Origin of the sequence: Allofustis seminis DSM 15817 (assembly GCF_000374325.1) — a bacterium.
GTDB classification, from domain to species: Bacteria; Bacillota; Bacilli; order Lactobacillales; family Carnobacteriaceae_A; genus Allofustis; species Allofustis seminis.
The window spans coordinates 1-25,076 of sequence record NZ_KB894082.1 but is presented as its reverse complement, the minus strand read 5'-3'; the positions used below and the strand labels follow the sequence as shown (position 1 = coordinate 25,076).

The 25,076-nt window shown below is 38.8% G+C and carries 21 protein-coding genes, 15 tRNA genes and 1 rRNA gene; 1 reads left to right on the top strand and 36 read right to left on the bottom strand.

The window, feature by feature from the left end:
- Window positions 1-107 precede the first annotated feature (107 nt).
- The 3 genes from yfmH to metK all read right to left on the bottom strand — a co-directional run bounded on the left by yfmH (window position 108) and on the right by metK (window position 3,923).
- On the bottom strand, window positions 108-1,388 hold the full coding sequence (yfmH, locus tag C231_RS0104215; protein WP_018659391.1) for an EF-P 5-aminopentanol modification-associated protein YfmH: 1,281 nt from the start codon (window positions 1,386-1,388) through the stop codon (window positions 108-110).
- Window positions 1,385-2,644 (bottom strand): EF-P 5-aminopentanol modification-associated protein YfmF, encoded by a 1,260-nt coding sequence (gene yfmF, locus C231_RS0104210; protein WP_018659390.1) that lies wholly within the window; start codon window positions 2,642-2,644, stop codon window positions 1,385-1,387. The genes yfmH and yfmF overlap by 4 nt, the downstream gene beginning before the upstream one ends.
- 73 nt (window positions 2,645-2,717) lie before the next feature.
- Complete coding sequence (gene metK, locus C231_RS0104205; protein WP_018659389.1) at window positions 2,718-3,923, bottom strand: methionine adenosyltransferase; 1,206 nt, start codon at window positions 3,921-3,923, stop codon at window positions 2,718-2,720.
- A 179-nt stretch (window positions 3,924-4,102) separates the two neighbouring features.
- Here metK and C231_RS0104200 point away from each other — a divergent pair, with 179 nt between their 5' ends.
- Window positions 4,103-4,822, top strand: coding sequence for a hypothetical protein (locus C231_RS0104200; RefSeq protein WP_018659388.1), 720 nt, complete (start codon window positions 4,103-4,105; stop codon window positions 4,820-4,822).
- Window positions 4,823-4,910: 88 nt separating this feature from the next.
- On the opposite strand, the gene C231_RS0104195 is transcribed toward C231_RS0104200, so the two are convergent.
- The 33 genes from C231_RS0104195 to rrf form a co-directional block, all read right to left on the bottom strand.
- Window positions 4,911-4,983: transfer RNA gene (locus C231_RS0104195), tRNA-Phe, on the bottom strand.
- Between the two features lie 24 nt (window positions 4,984-5,007).
- A tRNA-Glu gene (locus tag C231_RS0104185) sits at window positions 5,008-5,079 on the bottom strand.
- Between the two features lie 163 nt (window positions 5,080-5,242).
- Window positions 5,243-6,430 (bottom strand): MalY/PatB family protein, encoded by a 1,188-nt coding sequence (locus C231_RS0104180; RefSeq protein ID WP_018659387.1) that lies wholly within the window; start codon window positions 6,428-6,430, stop codon window positions 5,243-5,245.
- Between the two features lie 105 nt (window positions 6,431-6,535).
- On the bottom strand, window positions 6,536-8,956 hold the full coding sequence (gene pheT / locus C231_RS0104175; RefSeq protein WP_018659386.1) for a phenylalanine--tRNA ligase subunit beta: 2,421 nt from the start codon (window positions 8,954-8,956) through the stop codon (window positions 6,536-6,538).
- Window positions 8,956-10,005 carry a phenylalanine--tRNA ligase subunit alpha gene (pheS, locus tag C231_RS0104170; RefSeq protein ID WP_018659385.1) on the bottom strand — a complete coding sequence of 350 codons (1,050 nt, stop codon included), beginning with the start codon at window positions 10,003-10,005 and terminating at the stop codon, window positions 8,956-8,958. Before pheS ends, pheT begins: the two co-directional genes overlap by 1 nt.
- 266 nt (window positions 10,006-10,271) lie before the next feature.
- Window positions 10,272-10,811, bottom strand: coding sequence for an HD domain-containing protein (locus C231_RS07815; protein WP_040408038.1), 540 nt, complete (start codon window positions 10,809-10,811; stop codon window positions 10,272-10,274).
- A gap of 98 nt (window positions 10,812-10,909) precedes the next feature.
- Window positions 10,910-11,851: an NAD(P)-dependent oxidoreductase gene (locus C231_RS0104160; RefSeq protein WP_018659383.1), complete on the bottom strand. Its 942-nt coding sequence runs from the start codon at window positions 11,849-11,851 to the stop codon at window positions 10,910-10,912.
- Between the two features lie 18 nt (window positions 11,852-11,869).
- Window positions 11,870-12,637, bottom strand: a complete 768-nt coding sequence (locus C231_RS0104155) for a TrmH family RNA methyltransferase (protein ID WP_018659382.1) — start codon at window positions 12,635-12,637, stop codon at window positions 11,870-11,872.
- A 64-nt stretch (window positions 12,638-12,701) separates the two neighbouring features.
- On the bottom strand, window positions 12,702-13,991 hold the full coding sequence (locus C231_RS0104150) for a murein hydrolase activator EnvC family protein (protein WP_018659381.1): 1,290 nt from the start codon (window positions 13,989-13,991) through the stop codon (window positions 12,702-12,704).
- Window positions 13,992-14,223: 232 nt separating this feature from the next.
- Window positions 14,224-16,233 carry a copper-translocating P-type ATPase gene (locus tag C231_RS0104145; protein WP_018659380.1) on the bottom strand — a complete coding sequence of 670 codons (2,010 nt, stop codon included), beginning with the start codon at window positions 16,231-16,233 and terminating at the stop codon, window positions 14,224-14,226.
- A 135-nt stretch (window positions 16,234-16,368) separates the two neighbouring features.
- Window positions 16,369-16,746, bottom strand: coding sequence for a RidA family protein (locus C231_RS0104140; RefSeq protein WP_018659379.1), 378 nt, complete (start codon window positions 16,744-16,746; stop codon window positions 16,369-16,371).
- Between the two features lie 17 nt (window positions 16,747-16,763).
- Window positions 16,764-18,158: a Fe-S cluster assembly protein SufB gene (sufB, locus tag C231_RS0104135; protein ID WP_018659378.1), complete on the bottom strand. Its 1,395-nt coding sequence runs from the start codon at window positions 18,156-18,158 to the stop codon at window positions 16,764-16,766.
- On the bottom strand, window positions 18,151-18,606 hold the full coding sequence (gene sufU / locus C231_RS07810) for a Fe-S cluster assembly sulfur transfer protein SufU (protein ID WP_018659377.1): 456 nt from the start codon (window positions 18,604-18,606) through the stop codon (window positions 18,151-18,153). Before sufU ends, sufB begins: the two co-directional genes overlap by 8 nt.
- A complete protein-coding gene (locus C231_RS0104125; RefSeq protein ID WP_018659376.1) occupies window positions 18,596-19,831 on the bottom strand; it encodes a cysteine desulfurase in 1,236 nt (411 codons plus the stop codon). Before C231_RS0104125 ends, sufU begins: the two co-directional genes overlap by 11 nt.
- On the bottom strand, window positions 19,812-21,038 hold the full coding sequence (locus tag C231_RS0104120; RefSeq protein ID WP_156808104.1) for a SufD family Fe-S cluster assembly protein: 1,227 nt from the start codon (window positions 21,036-21,038) through the stop codon (window positions 19,812-19,814). The genes C231_RS0104125 and C231_RS0104120 overlap by 20 nt, the downstream gene beginning before the upstream one ends.
- Before the next feature lie 9 nt (window positions 21,039-21,047).
- Window positions 21,048-21,818, bottom strand: coding sequence for a Fe-S cluster assembly ATPase SufC (gene sufC, locus C231_RS0104115; RefSeq protein ID WP_018659374.1), 771 nt, complete (start codon window positions 21,816-21,818; stop codon window positions 21,048-21,050).
- A 140-nt stretch (window positions 21,819-21,958) separates the two neighbouring features.
- Window positions 21,959-22,942: a YihY/virulence factor BrkB family protein gene (locus tag C231_RS07805; protein WP_169333936.1), complete on the bottom strand. Its 984-nt coding sequence runs from the start codon at window positions 22,940-22,942 to the stop codon at window positions 21,959-21,961.
- Window positions 22,943-22,961: 19 nt separating this feature from the next.
- On the bottom strand, window positions 22,962-23,189 hold the full coding sequence (locus C231_RS0104105; protein ID WP_018659372.1) for a DUF2969 family protein: 228 nt from the start codon (window positions 23,187-23,189) through the stop codon (window positions 22,962-22,964).
- Window positions 23,190-23,241: 52 nt separating this feature from the next.
- The gene (locus C231_RS0104100; protein WP_018659371.1) at window positions 23,242-23,598 is read right to left on the bottom strand and encodes a DUF6568 family protein; all 357 of its coding nucleotides are present in this window, start codon (window positions 23,596-23,598) and stop codon (window positions 23,242-23,244) included.
- 195 nt (window positions 23,599-23,793) lie between these two features.
- Window positions 23,794-23,881 (bottom strand) — tRNA-Ser (locus C231_RS0104095).
- A gap of 15 nt (window positions 23,882-23,896) precedes the next feature.
- Window positions 23,897-23,970 (bottom strand) — tRNA-Ile (locus C231_RS0104090).
- A 13-nt stretch (window positions 23,971-23,983) separates the two neighbouring features.
- Window positions 23,984-24,054, bottom strand: a tRNA-Gly gene (locus tag C231_RS0104085).
- 20 nt (window positions 24,055-24,074) lie between these two features.
- A tRNA-Asp gene (locus tag C231_RS0104080) sits at window positions 24,075-24,148 on the bottom strand.
- Window positions 24,149-24,151: 3 nt separating this feature from the next.
- A tRNA-Met gene (locus C231_RS0104075) sits at window positions 24,152-24,224 on the bottom strand.
- 10 nt (window positions 24,225-24,234) lie between these two features.
- Window positions 24,235-24,308 (bottom strand) — tRNA-Pro (locus tag C231_RS0104070).
- A gap of 12 nt (window positions 24,309-24,320) precedes the next feature.
- Window positions 24,321-24,407 (bottom strand) — tRNA-Leu (locus tag C231_RS0104065).
- 11 nt (window positions 24,408-24,418) lie between these two features.
- Window positions 24,419-24,490, bottom strand: a tRNA-Gly gene (locus tag C231_RS0104060).
- Window positions 24,491-24,510: 20 nt separating this feature from the next.
- Window positions 24,511-24,583 (bottom strand) — tRNA-Thr (locus C231_RS0104055).
- A 26-nt stretch (window positions 24,584-24,609) separates the two neighbouring features.
- A tRNA-Thr gene (locus tag C231_RS0104050) sits at window positions 24,610-24,682 on the bottom strand.
- 9 nt (window positions 24,683-24,691) lie between these two features.
- A tRNA-Leu gene (locus C231_RS0104045) sits at window positions 24,692-24,773 on the bottom strand.
- Window positions 24,774-24,791: 18 nt separating this feature from the next.
- Window positions 24,792-24,864: transfer RNA gene (locus tag C231_RS0104040), tRNA-Lys, on the bottom strand.
- A gap of 12 nt (window positions 24,865-24,876) precedes the next feature.
- Window positions 24,877-24,949 (bottom strand) — tRNA-Val (locus C231_RS0104035).
- 2 nt (window positions 24,950-24,951) lie between these two features.
- Window positions 24,952-25,067, bottom strand: a 5S ribosomal RNA gene (gene rrf, locus C231_RS0104030).
- Window positions 25,068-25,076 lie beyond the last annotated feature (9 nt).

Genomic DNA, 25,076 nt, shown 5'->3' with positions numbered 1-25,076 from the left:
CTACTTCATTTAGTCTTGGTTTCAAAATGAGTATAACATAAACAAACTAATGGGTACTAGTTTTCTTATGTCATGCTTAAGACTGATTTATACTTTCTTAAATTTTTCTATCCAAGTATAACACTACTCATTGCTTCTTCTTGAATAACTTCATCTAAATATTTTTTGATATCGGGCAATGTCAGTGCTTGAATAATTTGTACATGATCAAATATTGTAGTTGCTTCTTCTTTTTGAGTCAAAAAGTTTTGAGCAATATATTCAAGTGAATTGAGCTGATGCAAAATATCACCTATTTTTTTACGCTTGACTAACTCTAAGTGCTGTTCGGACAGATCACTATTGTCATTGCGCGTCAACAAAATATTTTTTACGCGTTTCAAAAACTCCTCAGGATATTTCGTATCACATTCCAGCATAATATGATTGAACGTTCGCGCTGTTTCATAAGTGAAATTGAAGCTATCATCAATAAGTCCTTCATCATATAAGGTCAGATATGTACTTGAGGTCATGCTGAATAAAAGTGACAATCCTATACGAATTGCCAGATCGCGTTTAACTTTCTCTTCTCCAACATAGTGCATAATAGGTCCACGAATGCCAAACATCACTTTAGGACGCGAGAGGGCTGCTTTTTCGTGGCGAAAAGGGCAAATCTCATCAACGGATGCCATGTCTATTCTTCTTTGAATAGGAGATAGTGGGGCGAATTCTTTTGCACTTTGATTTGCCTTAATCAGCTGTAATGTCTTTTCTACATCAATTGGTCCAATGACGAAAAGCTGCATATTTTCAGGATGATAAAATGTTCGATAATTTTCATATAGAATATCTGGAGTAATTGCTTGGATGCTCTCAACTGTTCCAGCAATATCATGTCGCACAGGATGTTTTGGATAAAGATTCTCCAATAACAATCGCTGGATGCGCCACTCTGGCATGTCATCATACATTAAAATTTCTTGTGCAATAATTCCTTTTTCTTTCTCGACCGTCTGCTCAGTGAAATATGGCGTCTGAACAAAATCCAGCAGCAAATTCAAATTAGCATCGACATGATCGACTGTTGAAAATAAATAAGCCGTCTGCTCATAGCTTGTAAAAGCATTTGCGCTTGCCCCTTGTTCAGAAAATAGTTCAAAAACATCACCAAATTCTTTTTCAAATAGTTTATGTTCCAAAAAATGCGCCACTCCTAGTGGAGCATGCACCCATTTTTTCTCTCCTAAAGGGACAAAATCAATGTCGACTGAACCGAATGTGGTATTGAAAATCGCAAAAGTGCGCTGATAATCTGGTTTCGGATGTAGGTAGACAGTCAAGCCATTTTCTAATGTATATTCATAAGTTGTCTCTTCTAATGTAGGCATTTGATAGATTTTCATTGTGCTTCTCCTTTAAGTAAAAAGACTGCCTGTAAAGTAACCTGACAAGCAGCTGCTTGCACTTGGTCCATCGTCACTTTTTCAATGGCTTCAATCCAATGTGGCAGTGATAGATCGCGACCCGTCAAAAGTTCCTCATAATATCTTGAAATTATTGTCGATGGAAAATCGCTCAATTGTTTAATAAGCTGAATAAGCATCTGTTGGGTTTGCTTTAATTGTTTTGGGGTGAATTCGCCCGCTTGCATCGCGCACAATTGTTGCGCAATTAATTGTTGTACTTTTTCTGCATTGCCCGTTTCTATACCTGATTGAACAAATAATGTCCCGCAATATGGATCAAATTGACTGGATGCGTAATAGGCCATGCTATTTTTTTCGCGCACTTCCATAAATAGTTTCGAGTGCGGAAATCCACCAAAGATTCCATTAAATACTTGAAAAATATAATAATCTTGCGTGTAAGGTAAGACATGTGCAAAATAGGCCAAGTTCAATTTTGCTTGTGCTACTTTTTGCGATTCTTCCTGATAGCGAACATCAGCATGAATAGGCTGTGTATAGACAAGTTCCGTCTTTAATGCCTGACGAGGTTTAAATGACCAATTCAATATAGGAGCAATCACTCGTTCTTTTGCAACATCACCCACGACAATGATATCAACTTCACTTGTTGCCATCATGGCTTTATAGGCATGTGTTAAATCATCAGATGTGATCTTTTCTAGATCCTCTAATGAGCCTTCACTAGGAAGCTGTTGGGCACGACTATCAAAGTGTAAGGCAGACAATTGGTGTCTTGCATATGATACTTTGTCATCACTGAGTGCCATTAAATGCTCATATAAATTTTTTCGCTCACGCGCAACAGTGGCCTCATCAAAGTGACCATTTTCATCCCAATGTGGATGGAAGAGCACTTCTTCCATAAAAGCAACTGCTGCTTCATATACATTCTCATCTTGAAGATAGTGATCATTTACAATACTCATATTCAATGAAAAAATATTTAAATGACCTTTTGAAAAAGAATGACATGCAATCTTTGCACCATAAAGTTCTGCTAGCTTCTGGCGAAAATGAGTTTGTGTCGGATATTTTTCTGTATTTGTCACAAGTAACTGGCTGAGAAGTGAGTAAGTAGTTATTTTTTTATCTTTAAGTGGCATCTTGAATTGAATGGACATCTGCACTGTTTTGAATTGCTTAGTTGGCAAATAATGAATATTGACGCCTTGCACCAATTGTTGTTTCATTTTTATAATTCCTCTCTCTTGAAAAAAGAATGACACTCTCTCAGTCGAAAGAATCATTCTTTATATGCCCTGCTTACATTTTCTCCTGAGACTTGATCGCATCACGCAATATCTCTAAGCGGTCCAATCTTTCCCAAGGCAAGTCCAAATCTTCTCGACCGAAATGACCATATGCTGCTGTCTGCTTGTAGAGGGGTTGATCGAGTTGAAGCATCTTAATGATGCCTGCTGGACGCAGATCGAAAGTTTTTAAAATTGCTTGAATAAGTACCTCTTCCGATACAATACCTGTTCCAAAAGTATTCACTGAAATGGATACGGGATGCGCCACGCCAATTGCATAAGCAACTTGAACTTCTGCTTCACGTGCAAGTCCTGCTGCAACAATGTGTTTTGCAATATAACGTGCAGCGTAGCTTCCTGATCGATCGACTTTTGTTGCATCTTTTCCCGAAAAGGCCCCGCCACCATGATGAGCTGCACCGCCATATGTGTCAACAATAATTTTTCGCCCAGTTAATCCCGTATCCCCTTGAGGACCGCCAATAACAAATCGTCCAGTTGGATTAATATGGTAGATTGTCTGATCATCTAAATATTGTGCAGGTATAACAGGACGAATCACATGTTCGAGCATATCTTTCACAATTTTTTCATTTGCAATATCGTCATGATGTTGTGTGCTCAAAACAATCGTGTGAATGCGATGAATTTGACCTTGCGCATCATATTCTACAGTAACTTGTGCTTTTCCGTCTGGACGTAAATATGGAACGATGCCCTCTTTACGAACGACTGCCAAACGATGTGTCAACTGATGACTTAGCCAGATTGCCATCGGCATATAACTTGGTGTCTCATCTGTTGCATAGCCAAACATCAGTCCTTGATCTCCTGCTCCAATTTTATCAAGGCTGTCCGCATTAAGCGCTTGTCGTGATTCAACTGCAGCATCTACACCTTGAGCAATATCGCTTGATTGTTCATCCAAAGCGATTAGCACCGAACATGTATCCGCATCAAATCCATATTTTGCACGTGTATAGCCAATCTCTCTAATTGTCTGGCGAACAATTTTTTGAATATCTATATCAGCATTTGCGCGCACTTCTCCAGAGACAATCACAAGCCCTGTCGTTAAAAGTGTCTCACAGGCGACATGTGCATGTGGATCCTTGCGCAAAAACTCATCTAAAATTGCATCACTAATTAAATCGGCCATTTTATCTGGATGGCCTTCTGTGACCGATTCAGATGTAAATAATCTTCCTACTTTCATTTTTCTTCCCCCATTTTTATTGGTTACAAGGCTTCCGGCAATGACTGTGGCCGTCCTATCGGGAGTCCATGTCTTTTCATGATACCATATTTTTATAAGAATTCATTAATACTTTTCATTTTCTTTAATTTTTTATAAAAGTAGCGTATGATGAAATTAATAGTTGAGGTGAGAACACTGTGAAGAAGTCTTTAAATTTAAATTTTATGTTGCTTTTTTTCTTTCTTACGCCATTATTTTTTATTCTTTTTGGAGGATACGTTGGCATTATCTATTTTGATACATTTAGTTTTTGGCGATTAGCACTCCTTTATATAGGAGTTATCACAAGCGAGCTAAGTGCAGCATTCTTAAGCAACGTACTACTTCATGAGCAAAAATATAAGCGCGCTCCTTTTTTTATTTTGCAAGGAGTATTCTTGCTACTGCTCATTTTTTTATATTGGAAATATAGCTTGTGGGCTGCTGCTGGTTTTTTCTTTTATCATATGCTACGTCAGATGCTCATTCTTTTTCATTTTTATCCTTTGAATTTTTGTGCAACATTATTACAAACTTTGCTCCATCCCTTATTTTTAAATGCTTTCGCTTTTTATTTACAGCTTCATTTTATAAGTTGGAGTATTATGCGTTATTTTTTGCCATTATTTATTTTATATTTTTTTGTTGCCGCAACTTATTGGAATTTTTCTTTGACACGCACATATTCATTGTTATTATATTTAGCTTTTGCGCTGATAACATATGGTGTTGTCGCTTCTGCAACACTTCAAACTGGCATTATAATTGTTACTTTAAGTATTTTTTTATGGGGACTTCAATGCATACGCTCAACCCCACTGACTAGCCAATGTATTTTTGGGATCGGCAGTCTACTATATTTGTTTTTAATACAATAGATGAGGATCAATATTTATCATCTGTCGCATCCATCAAAAAAAAGCATCTTGAAAATTTTCAAGATGCTTTTGCTTTATAATATAAAAATGGCCCGGGACAGAGTTGAACTGCCGACACACGGAGCTTCAATCCGTTGCTCTACCAACTGAGCTACCGGGCCTTATATCAATTAACGAGTTGGTGATGACCCCTACGGGATTCGAACCCGTGATACCGCCGTGAAAGGGCGATGTCTTAACCGCTTGACCAAGGGGCCATTTGGCGAATGCAATAACCATGTTACCGATTTGTTTACAAGATGTCAAGCCTTTTTTAAAATAAACATTGAAAGCAATAATAAAATAAAGCGACTCCTTTAAAAGAAGTCGCTTATCTATTCATAAAATGTAGCAATGTGGATGCCTCGTTACATTCGAATATTAGAACTCATCTAATGAAAAATTTTCTTTTAAATGCTCTAGATTTTTTTGAAGCGCTGCTGTTGGCAACCCAACATTAATGCGGATAAAATATTTTCCTTCTTCACCATAGTCGCTTCCCCAATTCACATAAAAATGAGCATCCTTCATCATTTTACTAAGGAAAGTTTCGGCATCATGTGTAATCTTTTCAAAACCGATCCATGCTAGGAAACTCGACTCTTGCTCCATTACTAGCCAACGTTCATCCCATTGACGAAAGAATTCATAAACGAGTTGCAAGTTTTGGGCTAGCACTTTTTGCGATGCTTTTTGCCAAGGCAGTCCCTCTTGATAAGCGGTTTGCGTAGCAATTAAACCTAATACATTGGCCCCTTGTGCACCCGTTCGCGCATGCTCCGCCAAAAAGATGTCCAAGTTTTGTACATTTGGAATGATAATATTTGAGCATTGTAACCCTGCAATATTAAATGTTTTTGAAGCAGCAGAACATACAATACTACGGTCCTTTAGTCGCTCATCTATTGAAAAAGCAACGTGATGGGTATGTCCTTCATGCACTAGGTCACAATGAATTTCATCACTTACAAGGAACAATTGATATTTGATGACAATCTCAGCGATCCGTTGCAATTCATCCCTCGTCCAAACCCGTCCTCCTGGATTATGTGGACTACACATCATAAACATTTTTGTTTCATTGTTTGCTGCAAGTGCTTCAAATCTTTCAAAATCAATTTCATAATGGTCATCTTTTAAAATAAGAGGGCAACGTGCTATTTTTCGTCCTTGCGTTTCAATAACTTCATAAAATGGTGGATAAATAGGAGGCATCACAATAATGGCATCATTAGGATTCGTAAAGGCGCGCACAGCTGTCGCTAGGGCAGGCACTACACCAGCAGTTGTCGTAATCCAATTGTGCTCAATATTAACATGGTGGTGCTTTCTATAAAAATCTTGTACTGCTTGCAAGTACTGTACTGTCGGCATTGTATAGCCTAGGACATGTGAATCAATATATTTTTTTAATGCTTCTTTTATCATTGGAGGCGTAGCAAAATCCATATCGGCCACCGTCATCGGAATAATATCTTCTTCTGGATCTTCAAGCCATTCATTGACAGCAAGCCATTTGCTTGCACCTTCTTTTCTACGATTATATACTCTTTCAAAATCGTAATGCATTGTATCCCTCCTTATAATCTCTTCTTTTATTCTACTCTTTTGTCTTACTTTGAACATTAAAAAAGCATCGAGTCCACAAAAATCATTGGGACCCGATACTTGAGATTAACGAATTTCAGCATGCACTTGTTCTGTTAATGCTTTTATAATATGTGTCATCGCCTGTTTTACTTGTTCATCAGTCAACGTGGCCGCTTTATTCGTAAATGTGAGAGAGTAAGCGAGTGATTTCTTACCTGATTCAATTGAATGTCCTTCATATAAATCAAATAAATGAACATCAACTAAATGTGCCACTTTCCCTGCTTGCCAAATAATATCTACAATATGTTCATGTGTTACATCTCTATCAACAAGCAACGCAATATCTTGAGTAACACTTGGATATTTTGAAATCTCTTCATAAATGATCGTTCGCTCAGAAACTTTAAGCCATTCTTCCATGTTAATCTGGAATGCATATATCGCTTTTAAATCATAATCTGCAGCAACTTGCGGATGAATTTGACCAATAAAGCCTAAGAAATGCTCACCTAGATAGATTTCAGCAGTACGGCCAGGATGCATTTCTTCAATTGCTCCTGTCGCTTTAAATGATACATCTTCACCAGTTGGTCGCAGTGCTAATAAACCTTCGACAATTCCTTTCAACCAATAAAAATCAACTGTAGAAGCTCTTTTTTGCCAAGTATCTGTCATATCTCCAACCGAAACAAGTCCCCCTACAAAGGTCGGTTCATAAAAAGCATCATCACATTTATAAAAGACCCGTCCTACTTCATATTGGGCAATTGTTTTTGTATGGCGTGCCCGATTATAGCGAGCATTTTCCAATAAGCCAACAATCATATTTTGTTGTAACGTACTATGTTCCACACTCATTGGATTCATTAGTCTTACTGCTTCACCGAGCGCTTCTTTTTGGAATTTTTTAGCTGCTTCTTCAGTGTGTAAAGAGTAACTGATTGCTTCTGTTAATCCAACACTTTCTAAATAATGCTTCACTTGATTCATAAGCATCTGTTCATCTGTTAATTTTCCAGGAACGGTTTTCATTTGTGGCAAAGTACGTGGAATATTATTATAACCGTAGATGCGTGCTATTTCTTCTGCAACATCCTCAGCAATCGTAATATCCCAACGTCTCGGTGGAATGCTGACTAATAAATGTTCCCCATCTAATTCATGTTTGAAGCGTAAACGATCCAAAATTTCAACAACTTCTTGAAGTGCTAAATCAATGCCTAAGATATTTTTCATTTGCTGATGCGTAATTGGCACAATAACATCTTCCGCTTCAGGGGCATCAATCATTGCCGTTCCTTGAACCACTTTTCCTCCCGCAAGGTCAGCCATTAGCTGCGCTGCAAAGTCAAGTGCCTCTTGTACCGTCTGCATATTAATTCCTTTTTCAAAGCGAGCGCTTGATTCACTTCGCATATTTAAAGCGGCTGCACTTCGGCGTGTTAATGCTGGATGAAAAGCTGCCGCTTCAATGGCTACTGTTTTTGTGGAGGAAGTAATTTCTGTATTGGTGCCACCCATTACACCTGCAACGGCAACAGGAATATTGCCACTTGTAATAAGAAGCTGCTCTTCATTCAACTGACGGCATTTGCCATCCAACGTTTCAATTGTTTCATTTGGATGTGCACGGCGTACCACAATTTCTTTTTCAGGCAATTTATCATAATCAAATGCATGGAGTGGTTGGCCAAATTCTAGCATGACATAATTCGTAATGTCGACCAATACATCAATCGGGCGAATTCCAGCGCTCATTAATTTTCTTTGCATCCATAATGGACTTTTAGTCAAGGTAACATTCTCAACAATGCGCATGCGATAATCAAGTGTATCTTTTTTACTTTCGGCAGATACTTTAATATAGTCTTTTATCTTTTTGTCCATCTGCTCTTCTACTCTTGTCGGTTCAAAATGTAATGAACGATTCAACAAAGCGGCAGCATCATAAGCCGCTCCGCGAAGGCTTAGTGCATCAGCCCGGTTAGGTGTAATATCAATATCAATTATTGCATCATCTAATCCTAAATAACCCTTCGCATCGTCACCAATTGTTGCATCTTCTGGCAAGATAAAAATACCTGCTTCGTCATATTTTGGAATAATAGAATCGCTAAAGCCTAATTCATCCAGTGCACAAATCATACCTTCCGAGTGAATACCCATTAATTTAGCAGGTTTAATCTTAAAGTCTTCCGGAAGCACTGCGCCAACTTTGGCAACAACTACCTTTTGACCTTTTTCCACATTTGGTGCACCACAAACAATTTGTAGCGGCTTTTCATCAGGATCAATCATTACATGTGTTACTTTGAGTTTGTCGCTTCCTTGAACTGGCTCAAGAGCAAGCACTTTTCCAACAACTAGACCGTCAATTTCTTTTCCAGGCTCGATGACAAGCTCCACTTCTAAACCGCCAAGCGTTAAAATATCAGCCAATTGCTGAGGAGACACATCTGCTAAATCTAAATATTCACTTAACCACTTATATGATACTTGCATTATTTTGTACCTCCTATAAATTGATTCAAGAATCTTTCATCATTTAAATAAAATTGACGAATATCATTTACGCCATATTTGAGCATCGCCATACGGTCAGGTCCCGTACCAAATGCAAAACCAGTATATTTATTTGAATCGATACCGCTCATTTTTAAGACGTTTGGATGAATCATGCCAGCGCCTAGTATTTCGATCCAGCCACTTTGTTTGCAGACATTGCACCCTTTGCCTCCACATTTAAAGCAAGAAACATCAACCTCTACAGAGGGCTCAGTAAATGGGAAATAACTCGGACGGAAGCGTACTTCACGATTTTCGCCAAAAATTTCTTTACTCATCAATTCTAAGGTTCCTAGGAGATCCCCCATTGTAATACCTTCTGCAACGACCATTCCTTCAATTTGATGAAATTGATGAGAATGAGTAGCATCATCATTATCACGTCGATAAACTTTTCCAGGACTAATTACTTTCAAAGGCCCTTTTGTAAAATCATGTTGTTCAAGCACTAATGGTTGAACTGCCGATGTCTGTGTTCGCAAGAGATGATGATCATCAATATAAAAAGAATCTTGCATATCACGTGCTGGGTGATCTTTAGGCACATTTACACGCTCAAAGTTCATCACATCAGAAACAATCTCTGTTCCTTCAACAATTTCATATCCCATACTTAAAAATAAATCTTCAATTTGTTGCATCACTTGCTCAATAATATGTGGGTGTCCTTGTGTGACTGGTTGACCAGGAAGTGTCACGTCAATGGTTTCTTGTTCCATTTTTTTCTGTAACACTTCTGCTTCGATTTCTTTTGTCAATCCATCAAGCGCCTCATTTATTGCTTGGCGAATTTCATTGGCACGTTTTCCAAGAGCGGGCTTTTCTTCTTTAGGCACATTTCGTAATTCTTTCATTAAGTCAGTTAGTGCACCATTTCGTCCTAAAACTTTAATTTTGAATGCCTCTACTGCTTCAAGCGTCTTTAATGTTTTTACTTCTACGTCAATTTTTTCGGCCAAGAGATTTAATTTTTCTAATAGATTCATCGTCTTATTTCCTCCTCATTTTATTCAAAAAAAGAGCCCCATCCCCACATAGGGACGAAGCATCGCGGTACCACCCTCGTTTAGCACAAGTAGAACATGCCTCCTTGCACTACACTTTCTTCACGATAACGGGTGATACCGATTGTCATTGATTATTTGAGCCTTTGACTCAAGCGACAAAAGTGAAATTCAATGATGCTATTAGATGATAGTCTCAGCTACTCTATCACTCTCTGTCTAACTTTCTCATTTACTAGTTTTTGTCTTTAATGGTTGAAATGTAAATTCAATTGTTTAAAGCGGATCATCATTACAGTCATCCATTGCATCCATTTTTCTGGATTCCCTTTTCCCACTTCATAAATGGAACAATATTTATCTGCAACAGTAACAATTCGACTCTCTAAATAGCGTGGTATCCCACAACGCGGCGTACATAAAAACATATGCTTCACAATAATATCTTCTTCAATGGGATTCAATTCGAAGACCGATTGTGCTTTTGCAAGTGCAAGATGTGGATGGACTGCATTGTGCGAACCGATATGCATCTGTTCAATTTCTTGGCGAGATTCTAAAAAGAAATCATGAAGCAATGCGCCACGTGCGAGCGATCTTAGGTCAGCACCCAATTTCTTTCCGATGACATAACTGACATATGAAACAAATAGCGAGTGATTATATCGTGTCGTAACGTGGTGATGTTCAATCTGATGAAGTTTCATAAATTCTTCATTTTCTAAAATATCAGCAACAAATTCAAGATACTGAGGATCCGTTTGCCAGTCTGGATATATTATTTGCAAATGAACAACTTCCTTTTTTCCTAATTTTTGCTCATTAGCCATTATACCTTATTGCATCAATTTTGCAACTTTTTCTGCTAATTGTGCTCACAATCCATTCAGTAACCTAATTTCAAATCTACACAGTTACGTACAAGGGGTTGGCTTCTTTGATATGCTTTTAAATTCTCTTTAAAAATTGCAAAAATATGTTTTGGATAATTTTCTACTACGCCTCCAATATGCGGTGTAATAGATACTTGTGCCATATCCCATAGTGGATGGTCTTTAGGAAGCGGCTCTTGTTCAAAAACATCTAGCCCCGCAAAAGCAACATGCCCACTTTCTAAAGCATATACTAAATCATTTGTCACAACGGACTGCCCACGCCCCATATTTACAAATAGTACACCTTTTTTCATTTGATGAAATAAAGCACTATCATAAAGATGTGTTGTTTCTTCTGTGAGAGGTAAGATGTTGACGACAATATCTGCACCTGGAAGAATATTTTGTAAGTCTTTCATTGGATAAATCATTTCAAAATTTTCAACTTTATTGCCACTACGATTTATGCCCAGAACATGCATATGAAAGGCTTTGGCAACGCGTGCTACTTCTTGACCTATTTTGCCAGCGCCGATGACAAGCATTGTTTTATCTACAAAATCAAAGCTCCATTCATTATATGCCCATTGGTGAGCTTGTTGACTTAAAGTATATTTTTTAAAACTTCTTGTATAACTAAGAAGATGTCCAAATAATACTTCCGTCATACTTGAAGTATGAATGCCACTGCCATTTGTCAACATGATCTGCCGTTTTCCCAGTAGCGCAAGTGGCAACTGATTCACTCCTGCATATGGAAATTGAATCCAACATACACCTTTAAAGCCACCATCCTTAAGCATTGTTCCGAATTCAGGAGACCAACCATATACAATCTCAACAGTGTCATCACTTGGCACTAAGGTCGTCGTCCATTCATATTCAGGTGCTATTTTTTTCAATTCTTGTCTTTGGCTTTCAGGCATTTCAAAAAGTAATAATATCTTCTTCATCTGAGGACTCCTTTTTATCTATTGCGGATCATACAAATGATACATCAAAATTGCTGCGGCAATGCTAACATTCAACGATTCAGCGCCTCCACGAATCGGAATATATAAAGAAGCATCAACTGCTTGCAAAATATCATTCGAAACACCCGCACCTTCATTTCCAACAACGAGTCCAAACACTTCTTGCGGTGAAACATCTTTATATTCAATCGCTTTTTGATGAAGTGCTGTCCCGTATATGGAAATATTCTCATGCTGCATTTTTTGAATTAATTGCTTTAAATCGCCAGATACTAAATGAATATGAAAATGACTTCCTTGAGCTGAACGCAATGTTTTTGAATTATATGCATCAGCTGTTCCTTTTCCTAGGACTACACCTTCAAATCCACAAGCTGCCGCTGTCCGAATAAGGGTTCCCACATTGCCAGGATCTTGCACCGCATCAAGCAATAAATAAGGACCCTTTAATTTTAAGTTTTCTTCCAATTGCGGCATTCTCACTTCCGCAAAAATTTCTTGACTGGTCTGTGTCTCAGACAGTTCTGCTACGATCTCAGCTGTTAAATGATAGATAGGGCATAAATGATCAACTTTTCCAAGCAATGCTAATGCTTTTTCAGACCCCATGATACAGCAAATTTCAACGGTTGTAGTATTTAACGCTTCTTCTACCAAATGAAACCCTTCAACAATATAAGTGCGATATGTTTCACGTCCTTTTCTTGAACGCAATTTTCGCCAACGTTTGACCTGTTGATTTTTTAACGATACAATATCTTCCATTATTTTCTCCTTATAAAATGAAATAAAAAGCATTCCAGTAAAGTGTCCTAGAATGCTTAAATATTTAAAATGATAAATAATTGGCAGGATTCACACGCTGTCCATTGATGCGTATTTCAAAATGCAGATGAACCCCTGTCGACAAGCCAGTGGACCCCATGATGCCAAGTTTTTGTCCTTGACTGACAGATTGTCCTGGATAGACACTCAGTCCTGGCTGTAGATGCCCATATAAACTGGATTCTCCACCACCATGATCAATAATGACGCAATATCCATAATCACCTAGATAGCCAGCCGTTGTCACGACACCTGCTTTAGATGCAACAATTGGACCGCTTCCAGCCAAATCAATTCCGCCATGAAATCCTGAAGAGTAAAATGGATCTGGGCCATAAGGGTTAGATACATAACCATTTGAAGGGCGAATCCATCCGCCAGAACTCGTTGTAGGAGAAGACTGGGACGAGCTACTTGAGCTTGAAGTAGATGTACTTACATGCTCCGCTTCATTGATCTGTGCTTCTCGAGCAGCAGCCAATTGACTTTGTTTTGCAGCTTCTTGATCTGCCACAATTTGATTACGAATTTCGCGTATTTCCCCACTTAAGTTGCTACTTTCTGCAGCAAGTGCCACATTTTGTGCAATAAATTCTCTTTTTTTCTCTTCACTTAAATGAAGCTGATCAGCAATTTTCTCGACTTTATAATCAAATTCTACTTGCTGTGCCAAAATGTTATTTTTTTCAATATCTAATTGTTGTTTTAATTCTTCTTGCTTGTGACGATTTTTTTCAATTTTAGCAACAGATTTTTTTACTGCTTCTTGATCATTTCGCTGATCTTCCATAATATCAAAGTTTGTTCCTACAATTGTAGAAACCAACTCCATACGACCAAGTAAATCGGTAACACTCGTTGCTTCTAATAAAATATCTACCACACTTTGTGGAGAACCCGTAACTTGAACTGAGCGCGCTTGAATTTTAATTAAATCGCTACGCTTTTCAATTTTTTCTTCTAATATTTCAATTTCTTTTTCTAATACTTGGACTTCTTCATCAAGTTCAGTTATTTTTTGCTGATGTGCGACAATTTTTTGAACAATCTCATCAATTTGTTTTTGAAGTTTTTCAACTTCTGCTTCCAACACACTCTTTTTGCTTTCAAGAGTGCCAATTTCTGTTTCTGTCTCATTGATCTTTTCCGACACATGATCGGATTCTTGTTGAATTTCTTCTTGACGATTTTGAAGATCCGAGATATCAGCAAGCGCTAGCAAACTATTTTGCCCAAGCATTAATAATAAGATGCTCGTAGACACAAGGATATTCTTTATTATTTTTTTATTCATCATTCACTTCTCCTTATGCTAATTTTTGCCCGTTGATAGTATATTGTATATTCTACTCGTTTTATGCTGAATACTCAATAAATATTTTGTGTTTGTAACCCTTTGTAAACTTACTGACATAAAGGGATTGACATGTCGAAGCTTTTTCTTATTCAATCTTCAAATAATTTTGCAGCTTTTGTAAATGAGAAATGGTGCCACAATACTTAGACTAATACATGATAAAGAGGGATTAAAAGTCATCAAGTTTTAACAACATCGCATTAATTGCCACAATGATAGTGCTGCATGACATTAAAATTGCACCCAATGCTGGAGTTAATGTAATGCCAATAGGAGCGAGGATCCCTGCTGCAAGTGGTAATGCAACAAAATTGTATCCTGCACCCCACCAGAGATTTTCTTTCATTTTGCGTGTTGTTTTGATTGCCAATTGCATAAAGGATTCAATATCTGATGGATTAGACTGCACTAGGATAACATCTGCTGAATCCAGTGCAACTTGTGTCCCAGCACCAATCGCAATCCCAACATCTGCAAGAGTCAAAGATGGAGCATCATTAATTCCATCGCCAACCATAATAACTGATTCACCATTTTCTTGAAGACGCTTGATACATTGATATTTATCTTCTGGTGACTGGTGGGCATAATATTCAATTCCTAACTCATCCGCCACAGCTTGAGCAGCTTGTTCATTATCTCCTGTTGATAAGATTGGACGAATATTTTGTTTATGTAACATGTCAATGAGTGCCATACTTGTTTTTTTCAATTCATCTCCTAAAGAAATAATGGCAACGGCATGTCCTTCTTCTGTTAGCACACTTCTTGTAGCATTTTTATATCGAGGTGAGACAGATGGAAGCTTATCTTCATAAGCTTCTTCACTAATGAGTGCATATTTTTTCCCTTGGATTTTCCCACTGACACCCATTCCAGCAATGACTTTTTTAGATGTGACAGAGGCTGGTTCAATTGCTAATGCTTTTGCCTGATTTAAAATAGATATCGCAATCGGATGTGATGATCCTTCTTCCAAGCCGGCCATCAAAGCCAACAACTTCTCTTGTGATAAATGATCCGAAAAATTATCAATATCAAGCACTTTAAAATCTCCTGTCGTCAGCGTCCCCGTCTTATCAAGGACCATTACGGTTGCTTTTGTTGCGCGTTCAAGTGCTTCCCTTCTTTTCACCAAAAGTCCATGATGAGCACCTAGATGCGTTGAACGTGCAACAACCATCGGAATTGCTAACCCTAAAGCATGGGGACATGCAATGACAAGTGTCGTAACCATATAGCGAATGGCCACTTTAAGATCAGCTACGATGAGCCAACTGAAAAATGCCACAACTGCAACAAGCAATGCAATATAAAAGAGTCGACTGGCGACTTTCTGTGCAAGATATTCTGCTCTAGATGGCTGGCGCTGCGCTTGCTCAATGAGCTGTTGTACTTGAGAAATAAATGATTTTTCACCCATTTCAACGATTTCCATTTCAAACGTTGACGTTTCATTGGTTGACCCACCAATAACTGTCATCTTTTCTTCTTTTTTTACTGGCTTCGATTCCCCCGTCAGCAACGATTCATTGATGCGTGTCTGACCTCGAACGATTATACCATCTGCTGGGACATTCTCGCCAACGGCCACTCTCACTCTATCTCCCACTTGCAGCTTTTGAATAGGCACCTTTACAGTGGTACCATCTTCTTGAATTTTTTCAGCATCTTTTGGAAGTAAAGCAGCCAAGCTTTTCTGTGCATCACCCGCTTCCATCATTGTCTTCATCTCAATCCAATGGCCTAAAAGCATGATTAAAATTAACGATGCAAATTCAAAGAAAAAATTCATAGTCTCCACTTGATAAAAGTAATGAGCAGCAACTGCCCACAGACTGTATAGATATGATACTGATAGACCCATGGCAACCAATGCCATCATGCCTGGTGATTTTTCTTGAAATTCCATCTTCGCGCCTTCATAAAATGGCCGTCCACCATAAATAAGCAAAATTGTCGATAAAATCGCCGCTAGCATATCAGAATATTCAAAAGTAAATTGAAAAGGCAATTGAATACCCATCATAGGCGAGATGACCATTATCGCAATTGCAAGTGGCAATGAGTTAAAAAATATTTTTTTGAAATTACCATGATGATGCATATGTTCGCACCCTTGATGATGCTCATGATGATGTTCATGATGACATTCTTGATGATTATGCTGATTGTTCATAGCTATTCCTCCTTTGGCTTCTTTTTAAGTTTACAAATATAAATCAAAAAGTCAACTACTTTAATAAAAAAAGACTTAAGAAACAAAAATATTTCTCAAGTCTTTGGATTATATTGCGATCATTGCCACTTTAGCTTATGCAGGAATTTCAACAATCATTTCAATTTCTACAAGCCCACCCACAGGCAATGCTGCTACGGCAATTGCGCTACGTGCTGGAAAAGGTTTTGAAAAATATTTAGCATAAATTTCATTAACCTTTTGAAAATCGGCCATATCCGTTAGAAAAACAGTAGTCTTGATCACTTTTTCAAAGCCAACGCCTGCTTCTTCTAAAATGGCCTGCGCATTTTTCAACATTTGCTCTGCCTGACCTGCTACACCTTCTACCATTTTTCCAGTTGCAGGATCAATTCCAAGTTGACCCGATAAAAAGAGTAAGCCTTCCGTCATAATAGCTTGTGAATAAGGTCCTACTGCTGCTGGCGCTTTATCAGTATGTATATTTTTCATTTTACTTTCCTTTCTAATTAACCAACGCTACCTTCCATCTCAAAACTAATCAATCGGTTTAATTCTACGGCATATTCCATTGGAAGCTCTTTTGCAAAAGGTTCAACAAATCCCATCACAATCATCTCTGTTGCCGTTCCTTCATCCAGTCCACGACTCATTAGATAAAATAATTGCTCTTCGGATATTTTGGAAACTTTCGCTTCATGTTCTAGTCGAACATCACTATGATGAATTTCGTTGTATGGGATCGTATCAGAACGCGATGCTCCATCCATAATAATGGTGTCACATTCAATATGTGAAAAGCTATTTGGGGCATTTTCACTAATATACACTTGACCGCGATAGTCTACCGCCCCGCCATCTCGCGCAATTGATTTTGAAACAATAGAACTAGATGTATCGGGTGCTAAATGAATAACTTTTGTTCCTGTATCTTGATGTTGATCCGCACCTGCCATTGCAACCGATACGACATTACCGCTTGCTCCCGATCCCTTTAAGATAATGCTTGGATATTTCATCGTTGTTTTTGCTCCAAGGTTACCATCAATCCATTCAACCGAAGCATTTTCATAAGCATGTGCCCGCTTTGTTACTAAGTTATATACATTGTCTGACCAATTTTGAATGGTTGTGTAGCGACAATGTCCACCTTTTTTCACAATAATCTCGACAACGGCAGCATGAAGTGAAGCACTTGAAAAAGTTGGCGCTGTACACCCTTCGATATAATGAATACTGGCTCCTTCTTCTACGACGATAAGCGTACGTTCAAACTGACCCATCTTCTCTTCATTAATGCGAAAATACATTTGAACGGGAACTTCCAAATGCACACCTTTTGGTACATATAAGAAGGTTCCCCCTGACCATACTGCAGTATTCAGTGCTGCTAATTTATTGTCATCATAAGGAACCACACTGCCAAAATATTCTTTGAAAATTTCGGGATATTCCTGCAAACCACTATCCGTATCCATAAATACGATTCCTAATTTTTCAAATTCCTTCTTCATATTGTGGTAGACGACTTCTGATTCGTATTGTGCTCCTGTTCCTGCAAGATAATCGCGCTCTGCTTGAGGAACGCCGAGTCGTTCGAACGTTTCTTTGATTCGCTCGGGAACGTCATCCCAACTACGGGCAGGGTGATCCGTTACAGTGCGATAATAAGTGAAGTCATCAAAATCAATTGTCGAAAGATCCGCCCCCCATGTTGGTGTAGGTCGCACTTTAAAATGTTCATAAGCTTTCAAACGCTCTTCAAGCATCCATTCTGGTTCTTTTTTTCGCGATGATATTTCACGAATGAGTGCTTCACTTAACTTCTGATCTGAATGATACAGATCTTTTACATCATCATAAAAGCCATATTCATAATTTCTCGTTGGTACTTGATCAGTCATTAGCGCATTCTCCTTCCTCATGGGGTGTCATACCTTCATAGCCTTCCCACGCCAGCGTAGCACATCGAATACGCATTGGAAATTGCGTGACACCTTCCAATATAATAGCTTCTTTCAATTCTTTTTTTTCTGCATCTTGCAACGTCTGTGTCAACATTTGACGAAATAATTTATCGAGACGATCAGCATGTGTTACTTTTTGCCCTGTCAGCAATTTACACATAATGTGAGCACTCGCCATCGAGATAGCACAACCTTGACCTGTATAAGCAATTTCTTCAATCGTATGATGGCAGATTCTTGCTTGAACAAAGAGCAAATCACCACACGAAGGGTTATATATTTCATACGTATGGGTTGGATGATCTATAAGATATTGATAAGCTTTATTGGTTGAATATTCCAACAACGCAGTGCGATATAATTTTGATAATGGATTAAAATCCATGACTAAAAAACTCCCTTACATGATTTAAGCCAACAATAAAATCATCGACTTCTTCCCTTGTATTATATATACCTAAACTCATACGTGCCGTTGCTATTTGACTGAGACGGCGCATCAACGGCTGAGCACAATGATGACCTGCCCGAATAGCAATACCTTGCATGTCCAAAGCAGTCGCTACATCATGAGGATGAATTCCACTCAAGTTAAATGCAATAACACTCGTACGTTTTCTAACATCTTTTGGACCATATAATTCAATGTCTGAAACTTTTTGTAACTGTTCATAGGCATACTTGTATACATCAGATTCTGCTGTCAATGCTTGATCAAAAGGCAGATCTTTCAAATAATCAATCGCTGCACCAAGCCCCACAGCACCAGCAATATTAGGTGTACCCGCTTCTAATTTTTGGGGAAGTTGCGCCCACGTACTTGAAAAATCATCTACTCTAGCAATCATTTCTCCACCATAGACTGCTGGTTGCATTTGCTCTAGCCATTTACGTTTGCCATATAAGATGCCAATACCCGTTGGTCCATACACTTTATGCCCACTAAAAGCATAGAAATCAACATCCAAATCCACTACATTGACGGGCAAATGTGCCACAGCTTGTGCTCCATCTGCGATAACCACTGCTCCTACTTTATGAGCTATTTTACAAATTTCTTTGAGCGGTTGGATCGTTCCTAGGACATTTGATACATGGCTGACGGCGATAATTTTCGTTTTGGAACTTACCATTTCTTTTAAAGAAGCAAGCGATATCTCCCCTGTATCAGTTAATTCAATATAACGTAATACAGCTCCTGTAGCCTGCGCAGCCACTTGCCAAGGGATGAGATTTGAATGATGTTCAAGCGCAGAAATTATAATCTCATCTCCTAATTCTAATCGGTCAACTACAAAACCTTGCATGATCTGATTTAAACTCGCCGTCGCACCACTTGTAAAAATAATCTCTTCAGGATGTGCCGCATGAATAAATGCTTGAACTTTTTGTCGACTGGCTTCATAGGCGTGTGTCGCCCGAGCACTTAAAGCATGAACACTTCGATAAACATTCGCATTTTCTTTCTGATAATATGCCACTATTCGTTCAATTACAGCAGAAGGTTTCTGAGTTGTTGCCGCATTATCAAAATATATGAGCGAATGATCATTTATTTTTTCTTTTAAAATTGGAAAATCATTGCGTACTTTATTTATGTTCAATGGCATAACGCATCATTTTCTCCTCTAGCATTTTTTCTAAATCGACAATTCCTTCATAAAAATCACCAGTAATTGTACTCTTCAAAAATCCTAATGCATACAATTTCAAAGCAACTTGTGGGCGAAGACCGCGACTTGTTAAATAATATAAATCTTGCGGCGGAATCTGACCAATAGATGCGGCATGCCCAGCCATAACTTCATATTCATCAATGAGTAAAATCGGGTTCGTATCACCGCGCGCATCTTTTGAAAGCATCAAAATTCTTGATTCTTGTTCTGAATTTGCATTTTTAGCCTGATTAATAATATGCCCAATGGCAGTGAAGGTCAGGGTCGAATGATCTAAAGCAACTCCTTTTTGATGAATATCAGCCATAGTGTGTGGTGCCATATTAACAATCTGACTGTTGACACCTACCACTTGTTGACCATCGCTAATGGCAATGGCTTCCAATGTTGATTCACTTCCCTCGCCTAACATATGAACACGCAAGTCCGATACTTCATGACTCTCTCCCAGCTCTACCTGCTTCCACATAATAGTAGCATTGCGCATGGTGAAACCTGAACGCAAAATATAAGCTGGATGAACATCATCTAGCATATTCACCGACAAGTAAGTAAAGTGACTATTTTCATGACCAAATACTTCCACTAAAATATGCGCCTGACCCGCTTGGCTGTCATTAGCAGAGAGGGTATGCACCAGTTCAACCTCGGCTTGCTCCTCTAAAATAATGAGCACATTGTGGACCGCCCAGCCCGCAATTTTCTCAGACAAATGAATCGGTTGTTTGCTCTTGAATTTTTTAGGGAAATAAAGCACCAGACTGTCAGAAAAAAATGCCTGATGTATTGCCAACTGTTTATTCTCATTGAGATATTGTTGCGTACAATGTGCAAAATATTTTGTCAGTAACGTTGGGCGTTCTTTTAATACTTGTGAAAATGGAGCAATATATACACCTTCTGCCATTAAAGTCATCTTATGTGCAACGTCAAGTGCATCTTTAAGCTTTGGCTCAGGTGCTAATGTTTTTAGAAATTCCTCTGAGTCATTAATATTTAGCCATTTTTCATAATCTAGTCGTTCAATTTTTAAAGGAGCAGCCACTTCATAGTGAATAGCACCTTCTAGTCGCAGATTAGTCAATGCTGCCGGCTCATTCAGTTGTCTTGATCGTTTCTCAAGCATTTTTTGTATCGTCAATTTTATCACCTACTCTTCCAATTGATGATGAAGTTGAAGTGATTCAATGATTTGTTGGTATCCTTCATTTTCGACATGCAACGCGAGCTCTGGTCCACCATTTTTGACAATTCTACCATCCATTACAATATGCACATAATCAGGTTCAATATAGTTCAATAAGCGCTGATAATGTGTAATGATTAATGCACCGAAATCTTTACCTCGCATACTATTGATACCATGCGCCACCACTTGCAATGCATCAATATCTAATCCAGAATCAATCTCATCCAAAATTGCAAATTGAGGCTCAATCATTAATAGTTGTAAAATTTCATTGCGCTTTTTCTCTCCCCCAGAAAATCCTTCGTTTAAGTAACGCTCGGCCATTTCTTCGGGCATATCAAGCAATTTCATTTTTTCATCTAATTTAGCAATAAAATCCATTACAGCCATTGGATCATCTTCATCCCGGCGTGCATTAATGGCTGCTTTTAAAAATTCAGCATTAGTAATCCCTGGAATCTCACTTGGATATTGTACCGCTTGAAATAATCCAAGCCTTGCACGTTCATCTACCGACAATTCCAAAATATTTTGATCATCTAACCACACTTTACCACCTGTTACATGATATAGGGGATGTCCCATGATTGCCTGTGCCAATGTCGATTTTCCTGTACCATTAGGACCCATCAGTGCATGAATTTCACCAGTATTCATCGTTAAATTAAAATCTTTTAAAATTTGTTTTCCCTCAACTTCAACATATAAATTCTCAATTTTTAAAGTTGCCACATCTATTTCCCCCTTTACCTCATTCATAACCATTGTATCAGAAATCAAACATATTCAATAAAATCAAACTTAAAAAAGTCTACCCATTTACGCCATGCACGCTCAATTTCAGTAACATGGCCTATAGAGTAGACTTATTTTTAATTATTTTCATATGGAATCTTATGGAGCACACCACGTAAAAGTGTCACATCATCTTCTGGATAACCTGACCAGCCCAGTGCTTCCTTTTTCTTCTGCTTTTGAATGTTACTTTCATAAGTTGTGACCGACTGACCCGTCCGCCATTCAAAAACCATCGCATTCAACATCGCTCCTAATAATAAAATAACATTTAAAAAATATAAAAAGAGCATAAATACAATGAAACCACCAATTGTCGCATTCGCTAGCATTTCACTACTGGCCACATTCGTATATAAGCTAAAAAACTCTGCCAATAGCAACCAGCCAATCATCGAAAAGATTGCACCAGGAATAGCACTTGCTAGCTTCAAATGATGATTTGGAACAACATGATAAATAATCATAAAAAAGCCAAATAAAAAAACGATAATAATAATCCAACGCCAAAATAGAAAACTCGTAATCAATGGTAATTCTATCGGAAGAAATCTTGAGGCAAAATGCAAGAAAGATTCTCCAAATAAAAAGATGGTCATTGACAGAATCATCAATAATAGCAACGCAACCATAACTAGAAAGGAAATAATTTGCGCACTAATATAATTTTTCTCTGCAGCCGTCCCATAGACACCATTTAACACTGTTTGCAACGTACTAAACACCCGACTTGCAGACCACATAGTCGTAATCAATGCAAAAGAAATCGTTCCGCTACCACTTCCATTATGCAAATAATTAAGCAAAATAGGCGCAACAATCTTATGAATATCTGCAGGCAAGGCTTGCTTCATAAGGCTAAGCACTACATCTGAATCAATAGGGAATAATGGAATCACATTAGCAATCAGTAATAAGATGGGAACAACAGACAATAATAAAAAATATGCCATCTTACCTGCTGATTGCATCGCATCCGCTCGTGTCCAATTGGATCGAATAATCTGAATAGCATTAAATATCTTTTCATTTTTTAATAGTTGATTGATATATTTTTTCAAGGTGGCAGCCTCCGCTTCATTAGGCATGTAAGTGATAATCTGCCAAAATCATCTCAACGCCATCCTCAATAGATCGTGCACTTTCTAATTTTCCTGAATAATTTTCCACATTAAAAAAGCGTTCCCCTTCGACATGACTTAACTTACCAATCACTTGATTTTTAATGACAACTTCCAGTTGCATAAAATCATCAGTACTCTCATCCGTAGAGCGCAACTCTACGCTCGCTTCATTTTTCTTACTCATATGTTTCTCCTTTAAATCTTCTTTATTTCATAATATTCCTTAAAATTGTAGACTATCCACGCACAAATTCTAAAATCTCATCTGCACTCATGGAACTGTCACATCGTACACGGACTGGCGTTTCCTGATCAGAATATAAAAGAGCAGGCACCGTCGCAATGCCATAATGGTCTCGAAATATTTTAAGTTGTTCTTCCGATCCTGCACGCTGTGAATGAACAAAATAAATATGCAAAGCATGAGCCTTTGCCACTTCACTCAACGTCTTCACAAATTTGCGACAAAAAGGACAAGTTTCACGTCCAACAAAAATAATATGTCCTGCACGTGCTTCAACTAATTCTTGTGCCTTTTCAGCGGTAACTTCTTCAAAATTTGCGACTTTTTCTAAAAACATTTGTTCTTCCATTACCAACACCCTTTCGCTTTTATCAGTATCATTGTAAAGAATCTTCGTTCAATAACAAAACTTTCTGCACTATTTTCACAAAATGACGGTTAGTTCCCACAAAGTCAAGATATGCTACAATTTATAACATATTATTTTATGGCATAAAAAAATCCCAATCGAGTATCTTTCAAAACGATTAGGACATAACAATGACGGGAAAGGAGGGATTTGAACCCTCGCGCCGGAAAACCGACCTACAGCCTTAGCAGGGCCGCCTCTTCAGCCTCTTGAGTACTTCCCCATATATAATATATTATGGGCCTGAGTGGATTCGAACCACCGACCTCACCCTTATCAGGGGTGCGCTCTAACCAACTGAGCTACAGGCCCGAAATGTATAAAAAGCGGGTGACGAGAATCGAACTCGCGACAACAGCTTGGAAGGCTGTAGTTTTACCACTAAACTACACCCGCATATTATAAAAAGAATAAAACGACCCCGACCGGATTTGAACCGGCGATCTCCTGCGTGACAGGCAGGCGTGGTAAACCGCTACACTACGGGGCCTCATTGCGGAGGTAGGACTTGAACCTACGGCCTTCAGGTTATGAGCCTGACGAGCTGCCAACTGCTCCACTCCGCGATAATATAAATCGGGAAGACAGGAATTGAACCTGCGACCCCCTGGTCCCAAACCAGGTGCTCTGCCAAACTGAGCTACTTCCCGGGTGGTTGTCAATACCGAGGACCGGAATCGAACCGGTACGGGGATCCACTCCCCGCAGGATTTTAAGTCCTGTGCGTCTACCTATTCCGCCACCCCGGCAAAACACAATAAGCGGAAGACGGGACTTGAACCCGCGACCCCTACCTTGGCAAGGTAGTGTTCTACCACTGAACTACTTCCGCATTAATATATCTTCCACCCATGCTGGCTAAAGGATTTGAACCCTCGACCCTCTGATTACGATTCAGATGCTCTACCAACTGAGCTAAGCCAGCTTCAAAATGACTTATATCGTTAAAAATGCCGGCTAGAGGACTTGAACCCCCGACCCCCTGATTACAAATCAGATGCTCTACCAACTGAGCTAAGCCGGCAAAATAATATGCGGATGAAGGGAGTCGAACCCCCACGCCCGAAAGCGCTAGATCCTAAGTCTAGTGCGTCTGCCAATTCCGCCACATCCGCTTATTTAATTTTGGAACATGAGCCATGCAGGAATCGAACCTGCGACCCTTTGATTAAAAGTCAAATGCTCTACCGACTGAGCTAATGGCCCGAGAATTTTTAATGGAGGTTACTGGGCTCGAACCAGTGACCCCCTGCTTGTAAGGCAGGTGCTCTCCCAACTGAGCTAAACCTCCTAGTTCGGCAACGTCCGGCTTTCACAAGGGGAAACCCCTCACTATCCTCGGCGCTCAGAAGCTTAACGACTGTGTTCGGGATGGGAACAGGTGGTACCTTCTTGCGATCGTCACCGTACTGACAAAA

Coding starts and splice junctions, on each gene's coding strand:
- yfmH (WP_018659391.1), bottom strand. CDS start 1,388: ATGAAAATCTATCAAATGCCTACATTAGAAGAGACAACTTATGAATAT.
- yfmF (WP_018659390.1), bottom strand. CDS start 2,644: ATGAAACAACAATTGGTGCAAGGCGTCAATATTCATTATTTGCCAACT.
- metK (WP_018659389.1), bottom strand. CDS start 3,923: ATGAAAGTAGGAAGATTATTTACATCTGAATCGGTCACAGAAGGCCAT.
- C231_RS0104180 (WP_018659387.1), bottom strand. CDS start 6,430: ATGCATTACGATTTTGAAAGAGTATATAATCGTAGAAAAGAAGGTGCA.
- pheT (WP_018659386.1), bottom strand. CDS start 8,956: ATGCAAGTATCATATAAGTGGTTAAGTGAATATTTAGATTTAGCAGAT.
- pheS (WP_018659385.1), bottom strand. CDS start 10,005: ATGAATCTATTAGAAAAATTAAATCTCTTGGCCGAAAAAATTGACGTA.
- C231_RS0104160 (WP_018659383.1), bottom strand. CDS start 11,851: ATGAAGAAGATATTATTACTTTTTGAAATGCCTGAAAGCCAAAGACAA.
- C231_RS0104155 (WP_018659382.1), bottom strand. CDS start 12,637: ATGGAAGATATTGTATCGTTAAAAAATCAACAGGTCAAACGTTGGCGA.
- C231_RS0104150 (WP_018659381.1), bottom strand. CDS start 13,991: ATGAATAAAAAAATAATAAAGAATATCCTTGTGTCTACGAGCATCTTA.
- C231_RS0104145 (WP_018659380.1), bottom strand. CDS start 16,233: ATGAACAATCAGCATAATCATCAAGAATGTCATCATGAACATCATCAT.
- C231_RS0104140 (WP_018659379.1), bottom strand. CDS start 16,746: ATGAAAAATATACATACTGATAAAGCGCCAGCAGCAGTAGGACCTTAT.
- sufB (WP_018659378.1), bottom strand. CDS start 18,158: ATGACTGATCAAGTACCAACGAGAAATTATGAATATGGCTTTTATGAT.
- sufU (WP_018659377.1), bottom strand. CDS start 18,606: ATGGATTTTAATCCATTATCAAAATTATATCGCACTGCGTTGTTGGAA.
- C231_RS0104125 (WP_018659376.1), bottom strand. CDS start 19,831: ATGCCATTGAACATAAATAAAGTACGCAATGATTTTCCAATTTTAAAA.
- C231_RS0104105 (WP_018659372.1), bottom strand. CDS start 23,189: ATGAGTAAGAAAAATGAAGCGAGCGTAGAGTTGCGCTCTACGGATGAG.
- C231_RS0104100 (WP_018659371.1), bottom strand. CDS start 23,598: ATGGAAGAACAAATGTTTTTAGAAAAAGTCGCAAATTTTGAAGAAGTT.